Below are 17,301 nucleotides of genomic sequence, written 5' to 3' on the forward strand. Positions count from 1 at the left end.
CGCGCGCAGGAGTGTATGTGAGCACTGAACAAACATTGCCAAATCTGAGCCCAAATCTGGCCTCCAATCTTGCCCATGGGGCGGGGGCGGCCGAGCATAACGCGCGCGCTCGCGCCTATGCCCTGCAGCATACGGTCAAGACCGACAACCTGATCCCGGCCACTGTCTCTTACCAGAGCCAGGGGCGCCTGCTGCTGGTCGGCCCGGAGGATCGGATTCGCCGCGCCGCCAGCCGGCTGCCCGCCGGGGTGAAGCCCACCCTGCTGGTGAGCGAAGCGGTCCACGATGCCGAGGCGGCCGATCTTGAAGCCATTTTCGATGCCACCGTATCCCTCGTGGCCCTGACCCTGCGCGAACCGAGCCTGACAGGGTATCTCGGCCAGTTCCAGCTTACCGGCCTCAATGGGCAGGGTGAGCGGGTTAACCTAGCTGCGCTCTGTTTTCCACAACAAGCGACGGTGGGGAACGAACCGCGCTTTGATCTGGTGGCTGATCTGGGCCGCGCCCCGCTCTTTGCGCTGGAGCGCCCGCCGGTGGGCTATCTGCATCTGGCCGATGACGCTGACTTGGCCGAACGGCTTGCCGAGCTCTGTGCGCTGACCGGTATCTTCGACAAGCCGCGCTATTTTCGCCTCGACCCCGAGGCCTGCGCCTTTACCGCCCGTGGCGTGCCCGGTTGCAGCCGCTGCCTCGATGTTTGCCCGACCGATGCGCTCAAGCCCATCAATGGTCGCATCCAGATCGATCCCCATCTCTGTCAGGGCTTTGGTAGCTGCGCCTCGGCTTGTCCGACCGGGGCGATTGCCTATCACCAGCCTGATGCCAACACCTGCGGCGACTACCTGCTGCGATTGCTCAAGCATTATCGGGAGGCGGGCGGCGACGCGCCTCAGTTGCTGATCGCCGGTGAAAACGAGCGCGAATGGGTGGAAGCCGAACTCACCCGCCTGCCCGCCAACTGGCTGCCGCTCTGGGTGGAGGAGAGCGCGAGTTTGGGTATCGAGAGCTGGTTCGCCGCCCTTGCCTATGGCGCCAGCGCGGTGCGCATCGTGCTGGGCGATGATGCCCCCGCAAGCGTCCGTGCACTGGTTGAGCGGGAACTGGCGAGCGCCGCCGTGCTGCTGGTGGGCGCCGGTCTCGCTGCCGATCGCATCGCCCTGTTTAACCCGGATGCCGAGCAAGATAAGCCGATCTCCGGCCTGCCAACCGTTGCCCTGCTGGACAAGCCGCTGAAAGGGGATAAACGGGAGAATCTGTTTGCCGCCTTCGATGCCCTCTGGCAGGCCAACGAAGGGAGCCGCGAGCCGCTGGCGGTGCCCCACGGCGCCCCTTACGGCAGTGTGGAATTGAAAGAAGCTGACTGCACCCTCTGCATGGGCTGCGTGGCGGTCTGCCCGAGCCGAGCTCTGCATGCGGTGGGGCATGCGCCCGGCCTCAACTTTATCGAGCAGGACTGCATCCAGTGCGGCATGTGCGAAAAGGCGTGCCCCGAGCAGGCCATCGTACTGGTGCCCCGCCTGCAACCCGTGCCCGAGGCACGCCGCGCCGTGCAGAGCCTCAAAGCCGAAGAGGCTGCCTGCTGCATTCGCTGCGGCAAGCCGTTCGCGCCCGCCTCGATGATCCGCCGCATCCAGCAAAAACTGGCCGGTCACTCCCACTTCCAGAACGAGGCCGCCCAGCGGCTGCTGATGTGCGAGGACTGTCGGGTCAAGGATGTGTTTGCGGCGCTGGCGGCGGATCCCGTCTCCCAGCTCAAGTTGTGAGGGCCAGTGATGAGTGAACAACATAACGAAAAGGCTGGCGAACTGACCATGACCGAACTGGAACAGAGCAGCGCCGATCTCTACGCCCTGCTGGCAAGCCTCTGGCGCGCCGCTCCCCGTGGCGAACAGCTTGCCTGGCTGCAAGGGTTGCAGCCGATGCCGGGCCCCTTTGCCAGAGGGCTCGGGCTGGTGCAGCTGGCGGCCAGCAGCCACCACGAAAACGAGCTTGCCGAGGAGTATCAGGATCTCTTTATCGGGCTGGGGCGCGGGGAGATCGTGCCGTTTGCCTCCTGGTATCTCACCGGCTCTTTGATGGAGCTGCCGCTGGCGGTGCTGCGCGCAGATCTGCAGTCCCTCGGTTTGGAGCGCCAGAGCGGAGTGTGCGAGCCGGAAGATCATCTCGCCGCCCTCTGTGAGGTGATGGCGGTACTGATTGGCGAGCAGCACCCGGAGCGCAACCGCTTCTATGAGCGCCACCTTGCCCCCTGGGTACTCGCCTGCTGCCGCGATCAGCAACAGGCGAAAGGGGGCAGCTTCTACCGGGCGGTCGGCGCCCTTGCCGAAGATTTCTTCAAGCTGGAAAACGAATTGCGCCTGCCGTTTGGCGCCTGCGTGGTGCCGGGCTGAATGCCCCGAACCACCCACAACAAAACGAACAGACGAGATATCCCATTGGACGCGAAGCTGGCGCGCAGGCGCCAGCAAGAACAACAACAGAGGTCACAAGAATGAGCGATGAACAGCTGAAAGACCCGTCCCGCCGCAATCTGATCAAGGGAGTTGGCGTGGTCGCCACCATAGGCGTATTGGCCGGTGCCACCGGTCGGGTGGTGGGCAAAGAGGTGCTGACCCACGACACCGAGCCTGACAAGGGCTATCGGGAGACCCCCCATGTTCACGACTTTTATCGCACCCTGCGCGGCACCGACTGAGCCGGATCAGTGAAGGAGAACTCATGAAACTGACAAAACGTGCCGAGCAGCCCCAAGTGGGCGAGCAGGGCAATGAGGCCATTCGCGGTCAGGGGCTGACCCGTCGCGCCTTTATGGTCAACTCCGGTCTGGTGGCCGGTGGCGCCGTGGCCGCCGGTTGGCTGGCGCCAGCCATGATGCAGCGGGCCGAGGCCAAAACCGTGGCGGCCGACGTGCCGGTCGAGGTGAAGCGCACCATCTGTTCCCACTGCTCGGTGGGCTGCGGCGTCTATGCCGAGGTGCAGAACGGCGTCTGGACCGGTCAGGAGCCGGCCTTTGATCACCCCTTCAACCTTGGCGGTCACTGCGCCAAGGGGGCGGCCCTGCGCGAGCACGGCCACGGTGAGCGTCGCCTCAAGTACCCGATGAAGCTGGTGGGCGGCAAGTGGCAGCGCATCAGCTGGGATCAGGCCATCGAAGAGGTGGGCAACGAGGTGCTGCGCCTTCGCAAGGAGTCCGGCCCCGACAGCGTCTACTGGCTCGGCTCCGCCAAGCACTCCAACGAGCAGGCCTACCTGTTTCGCAAGATGGCGTCGCTTTGGGGCACCAACAACGTGGATCACCAGGCGCGGATCTGCCACTCCACCACGGTCGCTGGCGTCGCCAATACCTGGGGCTACGGCGCCATGACCAACAGCCTGAACGACATGCACAACAGCAAGTCGATCATGTTTATCGGCTCCAACCCGGCGGAGGCCCACCCGGTCGCCATGCAGCACATCCTGCTGGCGAAAGAGCGCAACGGCTGCAAGATCCTGGTGGTCGACCCGCGCCGTACCCGCACCGCCGCCAAGGCGGACATGTACCTCTCCCTGCGCCCGGGCACCGACGTCGCCTTTATCTGGGGCATGCTCTGGCACATCTTCAAGAACGGCTGGGAAGACAAGGAGTTCATCCGCACCCGCGTCTACGGTATGGACGAGGTGCAAAAAGAGGTGGCGCGCTGGACTCCGGCCGAAGTGGAGCGGGTGACCGGCCTCAACGAACAGCAGGTCTATGGCGCCGCCAAGCTGCTGGCCGACAACCGCCCCGGCTGCGTGGTCTGGTGCATGGGCGGCACCCAGCACACCACAGGCAACAACAACACCCGCGCTTACTGCATCCTCGAACTGGCCCTCGGCAACGTGGGCAAGAGCGGGGCGGGCACCAACATCTTCCGCGGTCACGACAACGTGCAGGGGGCCACCGACTTTGGCGTCACCTCCGACTCCCTGCCCGGCTACTACGGGCTGGAAGAGGGCTCCTGGAAGCACTGGGCCCGGGTGTGGGACGTCGATTATGAGTGGATCAAGGCCCGTTTTGACAACAAGGCCTACAACGGCAAGTTGCCGATGAACAACAACGGCATTCCGGTCTCCCGCTGGGTGGACGGGGTGCTGGAGAACGCCGATCTCATCGAGCAGGGCTCCAACATCCGCGCCATGTTCTACTGGGGCCATGCGGTCAACTCCCAGACCCGCGGCCTGGAAATGAAGAAGGCGATGCAAAAGCTCGACATGATGGTGATTGTCGACCCGTATCCCACAGTCGCTGCCGTCATGAACGACCGTACCGACGGCGTCTACCTGCTGCCGGCCACCACCCAGTTCGAAACCTATGGTTCCGTCACCGCCACCAACCGCTCCATGCAGTGGCGCGACAAGGTGATAGAACCCCTGTTCGAATCCAAGGTCGACCACGAGATCATGTATCTCCTGAGCAAGAAGCTCGGTTTTGCCGACCAGCTGTTCAAGCACATCAAGGTGGAGAACAACCAGCCGCTCTTGGAAGACATCACCCGCGAATACAACCGCGGCATGTGGAGCGTGGGCTACACCGGCCAGAGCCCGGAGCGGCTCAAGGCGCACCAGCAGAACTGGCACACCTTCCACAAGACCAACCTCAAGGCCGAGGGCGGCCCGGTCAGTGGCGAAGTGTATGGTCTGCCCTGGCCCTGCTGGGGCACCCCTGAGATGAAGCATCCCGGCAGCCATATCCTCTACGACACCAGCATTCCGGTCTCGGAAGGGGGTGGCGGTTTCCGTGCCCGTTTCGGCATCGAGTATCAGGGCGTCTCGCTGCTGGCCGAAGACTCCTGGCCGAAGGGGAGCGAGGTGGAGGATGGCTATCCCGAGATCACTGCCGACCTGATGAAGCAGCTTGGCTGGTGGGATGAGCTGACCGAGGCCGAGAAGAAAGAGGCCGAGGGCAAGAACTGGAAGACGGACCTTTCTGGCGGTATCCAGCGGGTCGCCATCAAGCACGGCTTCGTGCCCTATGGCAACGCCAAGGCGCGCTGCGTGGTGTGGACCTTCCCGGATCAGGTGCCCAAGCACCGCGAGCCGCTCTACACCCCGCGTCGGGATCTGTTGGCCGACTACGCTACCTGGCCCGATGCCAAGAGCCTGTGGCGCCTGCCGACCCAGTATGCCTCGGTGCAGGAGAAGGATGTCAGCAAGGAGTTCCCGATCATCCTCACCTCCGGTCGTTTGGTGGAGTACGAGGGTGGCGGTGACGAGACCCGCTCCAACCCCTGGCTGGCTGAATTGCAGCAGGAGATGTTCGTCGAGATGAACCCGGCGGATGCCAACGATGCCGGCGTGCGCGACGGTCAGGATGTGTGGGTGGAGGGGCCGGAAGGGGGCCGGGTCAAGGTGAAGGCGCTGGTGACCCCGCGGGTCAAACCGGGGCTCGCCTTTATGCCGTTCCACTTCGGCGGCCACTTCGAGGGCAAGGATCTGCGATCCAAATATCCGGAAGGGTCTGATCCCTATGTGCTGGGGGAGTCGGTCAACATAGTCACCACCTATGGTTATGACCCGGTCACCCAGATGCAGGAGACCAAGGTCACCCTGTGCCGTTTTCGCAAAGTAGGAGCCTGATCCCATGGCCAGAATGAAATTCATGTGTGACACCAAGCGCTGCATCGAGTGCAACGGCTGTGTGACGGCGTGCAAGAACGAGAACGACGAGGCCCTCGAGTGGGGCATCCAGCGTCGCCGGGTGGTAACCCTCAACGACGGCCTGCCGGGTGAGACCTCCATCTCGGTCGCCTGCATGCATTGCACCGACGCCCCCTGCATGGCGGTCTGTCCGGCCGACTGCTTCTATCACACCGACGACGGCATCGTGCTGCACAACAAGGATCTCTGCATCGGTTGCGGTTACTGCCTGTTTGCCTGCCCGTTCGGAGCGCCCCAGTTCCCGAAGACCGCCGCCTTCGGCGATCGGGGCAAGATGGACAAGTGCACCTTCTGCGCCGGTGGCCCGGAAGAGGATCACAGCGAAGCGGAGCGCCAGAAATACGGTGCCAACCGCATCGCCGAGGGCAAGCTGCCCATGTGTGCCGAGCTCTGCTCCACCAAGGCGCTGCTGGCAGGGGATGCGCAGGTAATCTCCGATATCTTCCGCGAGCGGGTTGCCTATCGCGGTGCCAAGGATGCGGCTTGGGGTAATGGCGATGAGCTGTTTCACGATGCCAGCAAGCTGAACAAGCAGGGAGGGGCGGCATGAAAACCTGGCTAATGGCCCTGTTTGCTGCCCTGCTGCTGGTGAGTACCGCAAGTTTCGCCGATGCCGAGAAAGAGGCGGTCGGCTTTGCCGGCGCCGATTATTGGCGGGCGGTGAAGGATGGGCAGGAGGGGGTGACCACTTCCCGCTCGCCGGAGCACGGGGTGCTGATCTCGGTGCCGGGCCAGCTCTGGTTCGAGGTGAAGACCAAGTGGGTGTCGCCGCTCGGCGCCATCGCCATTTTCGGGTCGCTCGCCATGTGTGGCCTGATGTATCTGGTGGTGGGGCAGACCAAGCTCTCCAAACCGCGCACCGGGCGCAAGCTCAAGCGCTGGAGTCGGCTGGATCGGGCGCTGCACTGGACCACGGCGGCCATGTTCCTGACCCTCTCCGGGTCGGGGCTGGCCATCATCTACGGCAAGTACTTCATCAAGCCGGTGGTGAGCCTCGGGGTGTGGGAGAACTGGATCTGGTTTGCCAAGGTGTTCCACAACTATATGGGGCCGCTCTTCTTCCTCTGCCTGATGGGGGTACTCATCAAGTGGTTCCGCCACAACATCGTCAATATGGTGGATGTGCAGTGGTTCATGAAGTTTGGCGGCATGCTCGGTAAGCACAAGGGAAGTCACCCCTCGGCGGGCTTCTCCAACGGCGGCGAGAAGGCGATCTTCTGGCTACTGATCTGGTTTGGCGGCATCGTCGTGGCGACCGGGCTGTTCCTCGACTTCCCCATCTTCGGCCAGCTGCGCCGTCAGATGGAGTGGGCCAGCTTTATCCATATCGTAGGCGCCTTGATCCTTATCTGCGGCTTTATCTTCCATATCTACATGGGTCTGTTCCAGCTGGAAGGGGCGCTGGAGGGGATGGTGACCGGCGAGGTGGACGAGACCTGGGCCAAGGAGCACCACGACCTCTGGTATGAAGAGGTGAAACACACTCTCGATGAGCCCAAGGCGGGCAAATCAAGCTGATGGTCGACAAAGAGTAAAGAGAAGGGGCGCTGCGGCGCCCCTTTTGATGGCGGGTCGATCGTGATGGCAAATTGATTGAGCGATGCCGCAAACGGCGATGGTTTTTTGGGCCACCTTGAGCAACAGTAACAGGGGTTCCATTCACACAAGGGATGACAAATGATGAGAAAAGCATGGCTGGCAGCGGTATGTGCATCTGCGCTATTCGGTGGTATTGCGGGCGTGGCGCAGGCGGCTGACGGGATCAAGACCCAGCAGGTGCAGTTCAAGAAGGGGGAGTCAGGGGCAACCATCAACGGCACCATTCAAGGTAGCCAGACCCTTGATTACAAGCTGACGGCCAACAAGGGCCAGAGCATGGTGGTGATCCTGACCGGCAAGCCCTACTTCAATATTCTGCCGCCGGGCAGCAAGGGGGAGGCGATGTTTATCGGCTCTATGGAAGGGAACAACTTTGAGGCAACCCTGCCCGCCAAGGGCACTTATACCATTCGGGTCTACCAGATGGGGGCGGCCGAGAGCAGCAAGGCCAAGACGCCGTTCAAGCTGGAAGTGGGCATCAGCGGCTAATGCCAGCAGCTGACAAGCATCACAGAGGTGGCGGCCACAAAGGGCCGCCACCGTTGTTTTATCCCCTCTGTTTTTGCCTCGCCAAGGTTAATAGCCCCCCCGGGCCAGCCGTTCGAAGTAGCGCTTATAACGTCCGCTGGCGATGGCCTGCTGCAACTGCTGATTGAACTGATCCCGCAGTTTGGCTGAATCCGGCATTTTGCGCGGGAACATCACGAAGCTGTCGTTGCGCAGAAAAGGGGTCTGACTGTGGGTGATGAGTGCCGCGCTGGCGGGGTCGAGCTGGCTCTGCAACTCGGCCAGACCGACTCGCAGCTCTTGCGGATAGAGGTCGATCCGCCCGCGCAGCAGCTTGCCGAAATTCTGTTTCACGTCGGTGACTTTCTGTTGGGTTACCTTGCCATCGACCACCATCTTGTCCAGATCTGGCCCGTAGCTATAGGCGATATCGCCCCCCAACCGCATGCCGATGATCTGCTCAAGGCGCTCGGCTTGCAGCTGCCGTGATTTGAGGGAGAAGAAGACAAACTGCTCCTGCAGCACCGCTTCGCTGAACAGAAAATCCTGCTCCCGCTCCGGTTTGTGCATCCAGACGGCGGTGGCGTCGTAGAGCTGGCTGTTGGCCGCCAGCGAATAGACCCGGCCCCAGGGGGCGAAGTGGAACTTCACCTCATAGCCCGCCTCCTTGAACAGATCGCTGATAAGGTGGGCCACGGGACCGTGCTGTTTTGACTGCTCGGAGACGAAAGGGGGCCATTCACCCACGATGATGTTCAGTTCTCTCCCTTGTGCGGCGAGAGCTGACTGGCAGGCAAGCAGTTGTGACAGGGCAAGGAGCAGTATCAGACGCATGGCGAGAGGAGGCAAAAGCTGGCTGAAAAAGTCGAGGGCATCAGGTCACTCCCGGCTGCGGCATGGTGAAACGTTGCGGAATTGATCGCAATGCTAGCATGAGTCTCATTCCTCTCCGTGGATATTTATCACTCGGGGAGCGAGATGAGCGGATTTTGGCCACAGGGTATGCCCAAGCTCACAAAACCGATCGAGTAAACGTCATATGATTGATTTCATTATGAGTCTTGCTCTCCTGCCGAACGGCAATTTCACGTAAATCAAAGAGAATGACTATGGCTACCGGACAATATCTGCTGTGGAAAGATGCACAGGGAGAGGATTTTCGCCCCGTTGCACTGACCGGCACTGATCTGCTTAACAATCGATACCTCAACAAGGGCACGGCCTTTACCGAACAGGAGCGGGCCGATTTTGATCTCGATGGTTTGCTGCCGCCTCAGGTACAAACCTTTGAAGCCCAGCTCGAGCGAGTGTATGAGGGGTTCAAGAGCGCTTGCAGCGATATCGAGAAGTACCAGAACCTGCGTGCTCTGCAGGATCGCAACGAGACTCTCTTCTATGCCCTGTTGTCACGCCATGTGGAGGAGATGACTCCCTACATCTATACCCCGACCGTGGGCAAGGCGTGCCAGGAGTTCAGCCACCGCTTCCAGAAGCCGCGCGGCCTCTACATCACCCCGGACAACGTAGATGATATGGGCAGTCAGGCCCGTCACTTCGATGCCAAATCGATCCGCATCATAGTCGTCACCGACAGCCAGGGCATTCTGGGGATCGGCGACCAGGGTGTTGGTGGCATGGGGATCCCCATCGGCAAGCTGGCGCTCTATACCCTTGGGGCCGGTATTCACCCCGCCTGCTGCATGCCCATCGCGCTGGATGTGGGCACCGACAACCAGAAACTGCTCGATGATCCCATGTATCTGGGCCGCCCCCACAAGCGTATTCGTGGCAAGGAGTACGAAGAGTTCATCGACAAGTTCGTGCAGGGGGTCAAGCGCCACTTCCCCAACGCCGTGCTGCAGTGGGAAGACTTCAGCAAATCCAACGCCTTCAACAATCTGGCCCGCTACCAGCAGGCACTGCCGTCATTCAACGATGACATTCAGGGCACCGGTGCCGTGGTGCTGGCCGGTATCATAGGCGCGGTCAAGGTCAAGGGGGAGACCCTGGGCCAGCAGAACTATCTGGTCTATGGCGCTGGCGCTGGCGGGGTTGGTGTCGCGGATCAGATCTGCGCGGGGATGATCCGTGAGGGGATGGATCCGCAGGCCGCGCGGGATCGCATCTACATCCTGGATACCCAGGGGCTGGTGTGCGACAACCGCGAGGGACTTGACGAGTACAAGCGTCGTTACGCCAAACCGGGGCTGCTGCTGGCAGGCTGGGACACCGAGGTGCCCGGCAAGGCCAATCTTGCCGATGTACTGCGTCATGTGCCCATTACCGTGTTGCTGGGTACCAGTGGCTCGGGCGGTGCCTTCCAGGAAGAACACATCCAGCTGATGCTGCAGCATTGCGAGCGCCCCATGGTGTTCCCGCTCTCCAACCCGACCGCCAACTGTGAAGCGCTGCCGGAGGATATCTACCGCTGGAGCAAGGGCAAGGCGATCGTGGCGACCGGTAGTCCCTTCAAGGACGTGAGCTACGAGGGGCAGGAGTTCCGGGTGGGGCAGGGCAACAACGTCTTTATCTTCCCCGGTGTAGGTCTGGCGGCCATCGTCAGCCAGATCCGCGAGATCAGCCCGGATATCTTCACCACCGCCGCCTTTGCGCTGGCCGAGTGCGTAAGCGAAGAGGATCTGGCCAAGGGAGCCGTCTATCCGCGTATTCGCGAACTGCGCAACATCTCGGTGCATGTGGCCACCGCCGTGCTCAAGGATATCGTGCGTCGGGATCCGTCCCACCCGCTGATCGGGCAGGATCTGCATCAGCATATCCTCAACCACATGTGGGAGCCGGTTTACCTGCCCTATCGTCGGGTATAACCGCGTATTCACCGCCCCGATAAAGGGTCGGTAAAGATGACAAGGGGGTAGCGCTGCTACCCCCTTTCGTTTACCCCGTGGCATTCACTAAGTTCGCAATGGTCGCCAGCGCCCTTGCTGATTGCGACAGGCGGTATCCTGCCACTGCTGACTGGCCTGGCCGATATAGAGTTGCTCGCGATAGTCGCGACACCACTCCCCGCTGGCATGGCGGAAGGTGCGTAGCGGCGTGACGCTGCCCGAGTGACGATTAGCCGGATTGAACCAGGTGAGGCTCTGCCCTTTGGTACGGGTTTCCAGCGCCTTGGCAAGGGCCTGATTGGCCAGTTGAACATCTGCCTTATCCATCTGATGGTAAAGCGGCGGAGTGTCGACCGTGGCGCAGCCAGTGAGGCCGAGCAGGAGGAGTGGTAACAGATATCGCATCATGGTTGCCCCTGTTGGCGAAAACCGTTGTTGAGCAGCACCCGCTCCTGCTCATCGGTAAGCACTTGCTGGCGATCATCGACCGTGCCGTCACCTCTTAGTTTGTTGCCGTTGGCATCGACAGCATCCACACCGTTATCATCGACCGTACCATCGCCCCTGAGCTTGTTGCCGTTGGCATCGACGGCATCCACACCGTTATCATCGACCGTACCATCGCCCCTGAGTTTGTTGCCGTTGGCATCGACGGCATCCACGCCGTTGTCATCGACTGTGCCGTCACCTCTGAGCTTGTTGCCATTGGCATCGACTGCATCCACGCCGTTGTCATCAACGCCATTGCCAAACCCGCGGCCACCCCCATGGCGTTCTCCCCCTGCATGTTTTTCTCCACCAGCATGCCGTTCACCTCCACCATGCTGCTCTCCGCCGGCATGCTCGCCTTGGCCGCCACTGTCATCGCTGCCCCCATCGCTGCCACCGCCGCTGTCGCTGCCACCGCCGCTGTCGCTGCCTCCGCCGTTGTTGCTGCCACCGCCGCTGTTGCCACCACCACTGCTGCTGCCCCCACCACTGCTGCCCCCACTGCCACCATCGCCATCTTTGTTGTGAACGATCAGCTCATTGGCGATGTAGCTGTGGCTGCCATCGAGCAGCAGATTGAAGAGTGCGGTAGTGGGAGGCGCCTCGATCCAGCAGAGTGACTCAACCAGCAGTAATTCCGGCTGGGATTGCAGGGCCAGATTGCCCGTCACCATGACAGGTGCCGGGCGACACATTATCTGCATGCCGGTAAATAGCGGCAGCACCGCCAGTTGCGGGTTTTCGGTTCGTGTCATGGCCGGTGAGATGGCTGCCCAGCCCCGCGTGGTCAGCAGAGGGTGTTCTGCGGTAAAGAACGGGGGCAGATCATTGATCCCGTAGAGTCTGCGTTTGCCCAGTATGACCCGTTCGACCGCCAGGATCCGGTTACTGCCGCCGTGTTGATCCAGCACTCGTTCACCGACCCGGAGCGTCTCTATGGGGCGGGTGGAGCCATCGGCCATCGTGATGCGAGTGCCGGCGATAAAGCAGGACTTGGCATAGGCCTGATTCATTTGCCACTTATTGTGGGCGAAATCATAACTGAACGGGTTTGCAAACAGGGCGAGTGCGATGGCCGAGCCAATAAGCAATCTGCGCTGGCTGGCCTTGAATGGGGGCTGTGACATGGGGACTCCTTGTCCATCTTGATTCACAGGATCCATTATAGAGCGCCCCCTGGCGGTGGCATCTTTGACCATGAACACAATAAACATGATGGAAAAACGATTGGCGTTCGTCACAATAATGCGTAAAATCGCATACTCGATGCTTGTAGCAACGAATCCCGCCTAAAAAGCCAGTTTCATGCCCTTCCCAAGCAGTAAAAGGTAACAGGTGACGCATTTGTGTTCATTTTGTGCCTTGAAAAAGTCTTGTGATGACTGAAAAGTGATAAATATCCCCATCAGTTATCAAAAAATTAAGGACATCCATGTTTTCCTTAGTCAAGCAAAGTGTCGCCGGGCTGCAAATCCTGTTTGTCGCCTTCGGTGCCATGGTTCTGGTGCCCCTGCTCACCGGACTGAACCCCTCCATGGCCCTGCTTGGCGCCGGTGTGGGCACCCTGTTGTTCCAGCTCTGCACCCGCCGCCAGGTCCCGATTTTCCTCGGTTCCAGCTTTGCCTTCATCGCTCCCATCATCTACGCCACCCAGACTTGGGGATTGCCATCCACCATGTTTGGCCTGTTTGCCGCCGGTTTCATGTATTTCATTCTGGCTGCGCTGATCCGGGCAAAAGGGATGGGTTTTGTGCACAAATTGCTGCCCCCGGTGGTGATTGGCCCGGTGATCATGGTGATCGGTCTTTCTGTGGCGCAGGTTGCCTGCAACATGGCGATGGGCCGCGCCGGTGGTGAGCAGGTGGTTCCTGCGGGGACTGCGCTGACGCTGGCCGGTATCTCGCTGGCGGTCACCCTGATTGCCGCTGTGTTCTGCAAGGGGTGGATCAAGCTGATCCCCATCCTGTGCGGTGTGATTGCCGGTTATGTCTCGGCGGTGTTTATGGGCCAGGTGAGTTTCGATGGCATGGTGAACGCCCCCTGGCTGGCGCTGCCCCACTTCGAAACCCCGGAGATCAACTGGGCTGCTGCGTTGTTCATGTTGCCGGTAGCCATCGCCCCCTGTATCGAGCATATCGGTGGCGTGTTGGCGATTGGTGGCGTGACTGGCAAGGATTACACCAAGGATCCGGGTTTGCACCGTACGCTGGCCGGTGATGGCATCGGCGTCTGCTTCGCCGGTTTCATCGGTGGCCCACCCGTGACCACCTACGCCGAAGTGACCGGTGCCGTGATGATCACTCGTAACTTCAATCCGGTCACCATGACCTGGGCTGCGGTGTTTGCCATCATTCTGGCCTTCTTCGGCAAGTTCAATGCGCTGCTCACCTCCATCCCGATGCCGGTGATGGGCGGTATCATGCTGCTGCTGTTCGGATCCATCGCTGCCATCGGTCTCAAGACGCTGGTGGAATCCAAGGTGGATCTGGGGCTGTCACGCAATATCGCCATCGTCGCCGTGACTCTTACTGTCGGTGTCGGTGCGCTGGAGATGAAGATTGGCGACTTCGCGCTGGCCGGTGTTGGCCTGGCCTCCGTTGCCGCCATCCTGCTCAACCTGATCCTGCCTGCGCACTCCGAAGAGGGTGTGATGGACGCGGCCAAGGATTGAGTTTCACCAGACGTTCACGTTGACTTGTAGAAGGCCACCTCGCGGTGGCCTTCTCTGTTTCGGTTATCTAGCGCCACTTTTCGGCTCGGCGGAGCTCATCTGGAATCTAATTTGGAAGCAGATGAGGGGGTTAGCACTCTCATTTGACGTATCTCTTTTCGTGACCTTAGCTAAAGGACAGGTTTGGCTCTGAGGTCTCCTCGAGCAGTATGGGAAAATGGATGTTGGCGTTTTCTATCATTTCTCTCCCAGACCCTGGTCATTAAACGATGCGCTTCTGCTTCGCCACAGCGCTGTTGTATGGCAGAGGTTTATCCGCCCCCTCCACACTCCCCTCATGCTGCCCTGGCATGTTTCCACCTCGATTTGTCGTGAGCCTCCCCCGCCGGTTGTGTTTCGTTGCGCACTGGCAAAATCCGGATCTGTTTGCTGCTGCACATGGGTGGGCGGCGAGCCGTGAAAGCCGGCATGACCCCAGCGGGTCAGATGTGCACCGCCATCGGTAACGGCGGATGTTCAGGGATGAATGGCAAGCAAAGCGAGGTTGCAATGAACTATCAACTGCTGTGGAAAAGTGCAATTTTTTCAGTCTCTTCCATGATGGCGATAAGCGCAGTTCAGGCTGCGCCACTGAACGTGATGACCGAGGATTACCCTCCGTTCAACATGCAGGGGGAGGGGGGCAAGATTGTCGGGCTATCGACCGAGGTGGTCGAAGAGCTGCTCAAGCGTGCCGGCGTCGAATACAAGCTGACCCTGATGCCCTGGAAGCGGGCGTATGAAGATACCCTCAGCACTCCCAACACCGCACTCTACTCCACGACTCGTACCCCGGAGCGTGAGGCGCTGTTCAAATGGGTGGGGCCGCTGGTCAATAACAACTGGGTGTTCTTCTCCAGCTCGACGGCCAATATCACAGTCTCTTCACTGGAAGAGGCCAAGCAGTATTCGGTGGGGGGCTACAACGGTGATGCGGCAGCCGAGTATCTCAAGGCACAGGGATTTGCCAAGTTGCAGCTGGCAGCCAATGACACCGCCAACGTGAAAAAACTGGAGGCCGGTCGTATCGATCTCTGGGCAACCGGCCAATATCTGGCCCCCTATTTGGCCAACAAGGAGAAAGTGGCTTCGCCCAAGCCGGTCTTCGTGTTCAAGGAAACCCAGATGAGTTTGGCGTTTAACAAGGATACGCCCGATGAACTCATCAACAAGCTCAACGAGGTTCTGGCAGCCATGAAAGCCGACGGCACCATCGAGAAAATCAACGCCAAGTACCAGTAAGTTGTACTGTTCCTGCTGCCGTTAATACCGGGAGGAAGTCATGGATTGGAAAAGTCTGAAGTTCAGGATTGCCGTACTGACTTCCCTCTCGGTGAGTCTGCTATTGGTACTGTTTGGTGGTTATAACTACAGCTCGGTGAGGGAAGAGAGCTACAGCAAACAGGCTCAGCTGGTCGAGCAGGCGATCAAGCGACTGCAGCTATCCTTGCCTGGCCCTTTGTGGAATTATGAGTCGGCCTTTATCGAGGCATCGCTCAAATCCGAGCTGGCGGCCGATATGCTCAGCACACTGCTGGTGGTCAACAAGGAGAAGCTGGTGGCCGGGTTTGCCCGCGATGCAGCGGGCACTATTTCCCCTTTAGCGGCCATACCCGCCGATACGGCGGCCTATGGTGGGTATGATCTGGTCTACGACGACAGCGGCCAGAAAAATACCGTGGCCAGATTGCTGGTCGAAACCAGTGATGCGGCCATTCAGGCCAACTTGCGCCAGCAGTTGATCACCACTGTCTGGCAGATCCTGGTACTTGATATCTGTATCATTGCCTTGTTGATGGTACTCATTCATCGCAATGTGCTGAGACCACTTCATCAGATGAATCTGGCGGTGTTCGATTTGGCCAGGGGAGAGGGGGATCTGACCCGGCGTCTCAAGATCCTCCGTCAGGATGAGATGGGCGCGCTGGCCACCAACATCAATCACTTTATTGCCAAGCTTCAGGAGATGGTGGCCGAAATCAACGAGCTCTCTGCTGGCGTGCTGCAGACCGCGGAACGTTGTGACACCCTTGCGGCGGATACTCGGGGCGCCAGTGATGCCCAGCAACTGGAGCTGGATCAGGTCGCGACTGCCATTACCGAGATGAGCCAGGCGGTGCAGGAGGTGGCAGGTAATGCAGTGAAGACTGCTACGGCGACCGATGAGGCCAACCTTTATGTCGAACAGGGCTACAATCTGGCCGGTCATGCCAATCAGGCGATTCACCAGCTGGTGGGAGAGGTGGAACGGGTGGCGGGGCTGATGCGCTCCCTCTCTACCGAGAGCAGCAGCATCGGCAATATTATCGAAGTGATCAATGGTATTGCCGAGCAGACCAATCTGCTGGCGCTCAATGCCGCCATCGAGGCGGCGAGGGCTGGGGATCAGGGGCGCGGTTTTGCGGTGGTGGCCGATGAAGTGCGAACCCTCTCGGGGCGCACTCGTCAGTCGACCGAAGAGATCAGTGCCAGCATCAAACGGCTGCAACAGGCGACCCAGAATGTCGGTGCCGGGATGCAGTTGAGCCAGGAGCAGGCCTCTCGTGCGGGAGCCGAAGCCGCCGATGTACAGGTATCGGTGGAGAAAATTAAAAACCAGGTCAGTCTGATCCGCGAGATGAACATGTATATTGCCCAAGCCTCGGAAGAGCAACACTCGGTAGCAGAGGCGGTGAGCCATAGCGTGAACCGGATTGCCACCCTTAATAGCGAGAGCGCGGCCAGGGTGGTGCAAGTGGCTGAAGCCAGCAGCGATTTGCGCCAGCTCTCCGGTCAGCTCGATACCCTGCTCAAGCTGTTTCGGGTCTAGAAAGCACATACGCCCTGCGGGGGATCCTCGGTGCGAGCGGTGGTCGCGATCACGCGCGCAACGGGGGTCGTGGTGTTCTCATATTCTGCCATGCAATCCCGGATCGATATTTTCCCTTTACGGGCCCATGCATGACAGTCTGGAGAGCTGTTGTCTACTCACGACACAGCTTGCACCAGGGACCGGTGAGCTCGCAGTACCCGGCCTCGTCGCCATGCTGCCAGCCAAGCCGATGATAGAAGGCCACGGCCGCCGTATTGCGGGTTGCCACCTTGAGTGATGCCGTGCGGGGATTATTTGCCAGACCATGTTCGAGCAGCGCTCGCCCAATCCCCTGACCATGCCAGTCGCTCGCAACGTACAAATGATGCACAAAGTGATCGGGTTGCCATACGGCGATAAATCCGCAGAGCGTCCCCCCTCGCTCAGCCACCCATATCTCTTCTCCCCGGGTCTGCTCGATAAAGTCATCCAGGTGAAACAGGGAGGGGTCTACCCAGTGAAAGGTTTGTCTGCGGCCTTGTAAAAACAGCTTGGCCAGCGGGGTGATATCACGTTCTTCCATGCGCCTGATCATCATGCTCTCCCAAGGGCGGTCACTGTTCCCTGTTGCACGCGGGCAAGGTTATCTGGGGCAAATGACAAGGGTGTGATTAAGGGCTGTC

The 17,301-nt window shown here is 60.1% G+C and carries 15 protein-coding genes; 11 read left to right on the forward strand and 4 right to left on the reverse strand.

Annotation, left to right across the window (positions count from 1 at the left end; translation table 11 throughout):
* Nucleotides 1–17: 17 nt before the first annotated feature.
* From I6L44_RS01945 to I6L44_RS01975, 7 genes are all read left to right on the forward strand, one after another.
* The gene (locus tag I6L44_RS01945) at nucleotides 18–1,763 is read left to right on the forward strand and encodes a 4Fe-4S dicluster domain-containing protein (protein WP_216953127.1); all 1,746 of its coding nucleotides are present in this window, start codon (nucleotides 18–20) and stop codon (nucleotides 1,761–1,763) included.
* A 9-nt stretch (nucleotides 1,764–1,772) separates the two neighbouring features.
* The gene (locus I6L44_RS01950) at nucleotides 1,773–2,390 is read left to right on the forward strand and encodes a molecular chaperone (protein ID WP_216953128.1); all 618 of its coding nucleotides are present in this window, start codon (nucleotides 1,773–1,775) and stop codon (nucleotides 2,388–2,390) included.
* Nucleotides 2,391–2,491: 101 nt separating this feature from the next.
* Nucleotides 2,492–2,695: a transcriptional initiation protein Tat gene (locus tag I6L44_RS01955; protein ID WP_005303194.1), complete on the forward strand. Its 204-nt coding sequence runs from the start codon at nucleotides 2,492–2,494 to the stop codon at nucleotides 2,693–2,695.
* Between the two features lie 23 nt (nucleotides 2,696–2,718).
* Nucleotides 2,719–5,595 carry a formate dehydrogenase subunit alpha gene (locus I6L44_RS01960; RefSeq protein ID WP_216953129.1) on the forward strand — a complete coding sequence of 959 codons (2,877 nt, stop codon included), beginning with the start codon at nucleotides 2,719–2,721 and terminating at the stop codon, nucleotides 5,593–5,595.
* Nucleotides 5,596–5,599: 4 nt separating this feature from the next.
* Nucleotides 5,600–6,226: a formate dehydrogenase FDH3 subunit beta gene (gene fdh3B / locus I6L44_RS01965; RefSeq protein ID WP_216953130.1), complete on the forward strand. Its 627-nt coding sequence runs from the start codon at nucleotides 5,600–5,602 to the stop codon at nucleotides 6,224–6,226.
* Nucleotides 6,223–7,194, forward strand: a complete 972-nt coding sequence (locus I6L44_RS01970) for a formate dehydrogenase subunit gamma (protein WP_216953131.1) — start codon at nucleotides 6,223–6,225, stop codon at nucleotides 7,192–7,194. Before fdh3B ends, I6L44_RS01970 begins: the two co-directional genes overlap by 4 nt.
* Before the next feature lie 159 nt (nucleotides 7,195–7,353).
* Complete coding sequence (locus I6L44_RS01975; RefSeq protein WP_254204250.1) at nucleotides 7,354–7,764, forward strand: DNA breaking-rejoining protein; 411 nt, start codon at nucleotides 7,354–7,356, stop codon at nucleotides 7,762–7,764.
* Between the two features lie 87 nt (nucleotides 7,765–7,851).
* Here the strand turns inward: I6L44_RS01975 and I6L44_RS01980 are convergent, their stop codons facing one another.
* Nucleotides 7,852–8,616, reverse strand: coding sequence for an ABC transporter substrate-binding protein (locus I6L44_RS01980; RefSeq protein WP_216953132.1), 765 nt, complete (start codon nucleotides 8,614–8,616; stop codon nucleotides 7,852–7,854).
* A gap of 275 nt (nucleotides 8,617–8,891) precedes the next feature.
* Between I6L44_RS01980 and I6L44_RS01985 the strand changes: the two genes are divergently transcribed.
* The gene (locus tag I6L44_RS01985; RefSeq protein ID WP_216953133.1) at nucleotides 8,892–10,607 is read left to right on the forward strand and encodes an NAD-dependent malic enzyme; all 1,716 of its coding nucleotides are present in this window, start codon (nucleotides 8,892–8,894) and stop codon (nucleotides 10,605–10,607) included.
* An 87-nt stretch (nucleotides 10,608–10,694) separates the two neighbouring features.
* Here I6L44_RS01985 and I6L44_RS01990 read toward each other — a convergent pair whose 3' ends face one another.
* Both I6L44_RS01990 and I6L44_RS01995 read right to left on the reverse strand, forming a co-directional pair.
* Nucleotides 10,695–11,036 carry an RT0821/Lpp0805 family surface protein gene (locus I6L44_RS01990; RefSeq protein ID WP_216953134.1) on the reverse strand — a complete coding sequence of 114 codons (342 nt, stop codon included), beginning with the start codon at nucleotides 11,034–11,036 and terminating at the stop codon, nucleotides 10,695–10,697.
* Nucleotides 11,033–12,244: a Hint domain-containing protein gene (locus I6L44_RS01995; protein ID WP_216953135.1), complete on the reverse strand. Its 1,212-nt coding sequence runs from the start codon at nucleotides 12,242–12,244 to the stop codon at nucleotides 11,033–11,035. The genes I6L44_RS01990 and I6L44_RS01995 overlap by 4 nt, the downstream gene beginning before the upstream one ends.
* Before the next feature lie 305 nt (nucleotides 12,245–12,549).
* Here I6L44_RS01995 and I6L44_RS02000 point away from each other — a divergent pair, with 305 nt between their 5' ends.
* The 3 genes from I6L44_RS02000 to I6L44_RS02010 all read left to right on the forward strand — a co-directional run bounded on the left by I6L44_RS02000 (nucleotide 12,550) and on the right by I6L44_RS02010 (nucleotide 16,636).
* Nucleotides 12,550–13,788: a uracil-xanthine permease family protein gene (locus I6L44_RS02000; protein WP_005347636.1), complete on the forward strand. Its 1,239-nt coding sequence runs from the start codon at nucleotides 12,550–12,552 to the stop codon at nucleotides 13,786–13,788.
* A 549-nt stretch (nucleotides 13,789–14,337) separates the two neighbouring features.
* Nucleotides 14,338–15,069, forward strand: coding sequence for an ABC transporter substrate-binding protein (locus I6L44_RS02005; RefSeq protein ID WP_216953136.1), 732 nt, complete (start codon nucleotides 14,338–14,340; stop codon nucleotides 15,067–15,069).
* Nucleotides 15,070–15,109: 40 nt separating this feature from the next.
* Nucleotides 15,110–16,636, forward strand: coding sequence for a methyl-accepting chemotaxis protein (locus I6L44_RS02010; RefSeq protein ID WP_216953137.1), 1,527 nt, complete (start codon nucleotides 15,110–15,112; stop codon nucleotides 16,634–16,636).
* A gap of 154 nt (nucleotides 16,637–16,790) precedes the next feature.
* Here I6L44_RS02010 and I6L44_RS02015 read toward each other — a convergent pair whose 3' ends face one another.
* Nucleotides 16,791–17,213: a GNAT family N-acetyltransferase gene (locus I6L44_RS02015; protein WP_216954319.1), complete on the reverse strand. Its 423-nt coding sequence runs from the start codon at nucleotides 17,211–17,213 to the stop codon at nucleotides 16,791–16,793.
* Nucleotides 17,214–17,301 lie beyond the last annotated feature (88 nt).

Source organism: Aeromonas sp. FDAARGOS 1414 (assembly GCF_019047065.1).
Classification (GTDB): domain Bacteria; phylum Pseudomonadota; class Gammaproteobacteria; order Enterobacterales; family Aeromonadaceae; genus Aeromonas; species Aeromonas veronii_A.

What these genes read in the sequence shown, in the direction of transcription:
- I6L44_RS01960 (WP_216953129.1), top strand. Translation starts at nt 2,719, where the DNA reads ATGAAACTGACAAAACGTGCCGAGCAGCCCCAAGTGGGCGAGCAGGGC.
- I6L44_RS01980 (WP_216953132.1), bottom strand. Translation starts at nt 8,616, where the DNA reads ATGCGTCTGATACTGCTCCTTGCCCTGTCACAACTGCTTGCCTGCCAG.
- I6L44_RS01955 (WP_005303194.1), top strand. Translation starts at nt 2,492, where the DNA reads ATGAGCGATGAACAGCTGAAAGACCCGTCCCGCCGCAATCTGATCAAG.
- I6L44_RS01950 (WP_216953128.1), top strand. Translation starts at nt 1,773, where the DNA reads ATGAGTGAACAACATAACGAAAAGGCTGGCGAACTGACCATGACCGAA.
- I6L44_RS02010 (WP_216953137.1), top strand. Translation starts at nt 15,110, where the DNA reads ATGGATTGGAAAAGTCTGAAGTTCAGGATTGCCGTACTGACTTCCCTC.
- I6L44_RS02015 (WP_216954319.1), bottom strand. Translation starts at nt 17,213, where the DNA reads ATGATCAGGCGCATGGAAGAACGTGATATCACCCCGCTGGCCAAGCTG.
- fdh3B (WP_216953130.1), top strand. Translation starts at nt 5,600, where the DNA reads ATGGCCAGAATGAAATTCATGTGTGACACCAAGCGCTGCATCGAGTGC.
- I6L44_RS01990 (WP_216953134.1), bottom strand. Translation starts at nt 11,036, where the DNA reads ATGATGCGATATCTGTTACCACTCCTCCTGCTCGGCCTCACTGGCTGC.
- I6L44_RS01985 (WP_216953133.1), top strand. Translation starts at nt 8,892, where the DNA reads ATGGCTACCGGACAATATCTGCTGTGGAAAGATGCACAGGGAGAGGAT.
- I6L44_RS01970 (WP_216953131.1), top strand. Translation starts at nt 6,223, where the DNA reads ATGAAAACCTGGCTAATGGCCCTGTTTGCTGCCCTGCTGCTGGTGAGT.
- I6L44_RS02000 (WP_005347636.1), top strand. Translation starts at nt 12,550, where the DNA reads ATGTTTTCCTTAGTCAAGCAAAGTGTCGCCGGGCTGCAAATCCTGTTT.
- I6L44_RS02005 (WP_216953136.1), top strand. Translation starts at nt 14,338, where the DNA reads ATGAACTATCAACTGCTGTGGAAAAGTGCAATTTTTTCAGTCTCTTCC.
- I6L44_RS01995 (WP_216953135.1), bottom strand. Translation starts at nt 12,244, where the DNA reads ATGTCACAGCCCCCATTCAAGGCCAGCCAGCGCAGATTGCTTATTGGC.
- I6L44_RS01975 (WP_254204250.1), top strand. Translation starts at nt 7,354, where the DNA reads ATGATGAGAAAAGCATGGCTGGCAGCGGTATGTGCATCTGCGCTATTC.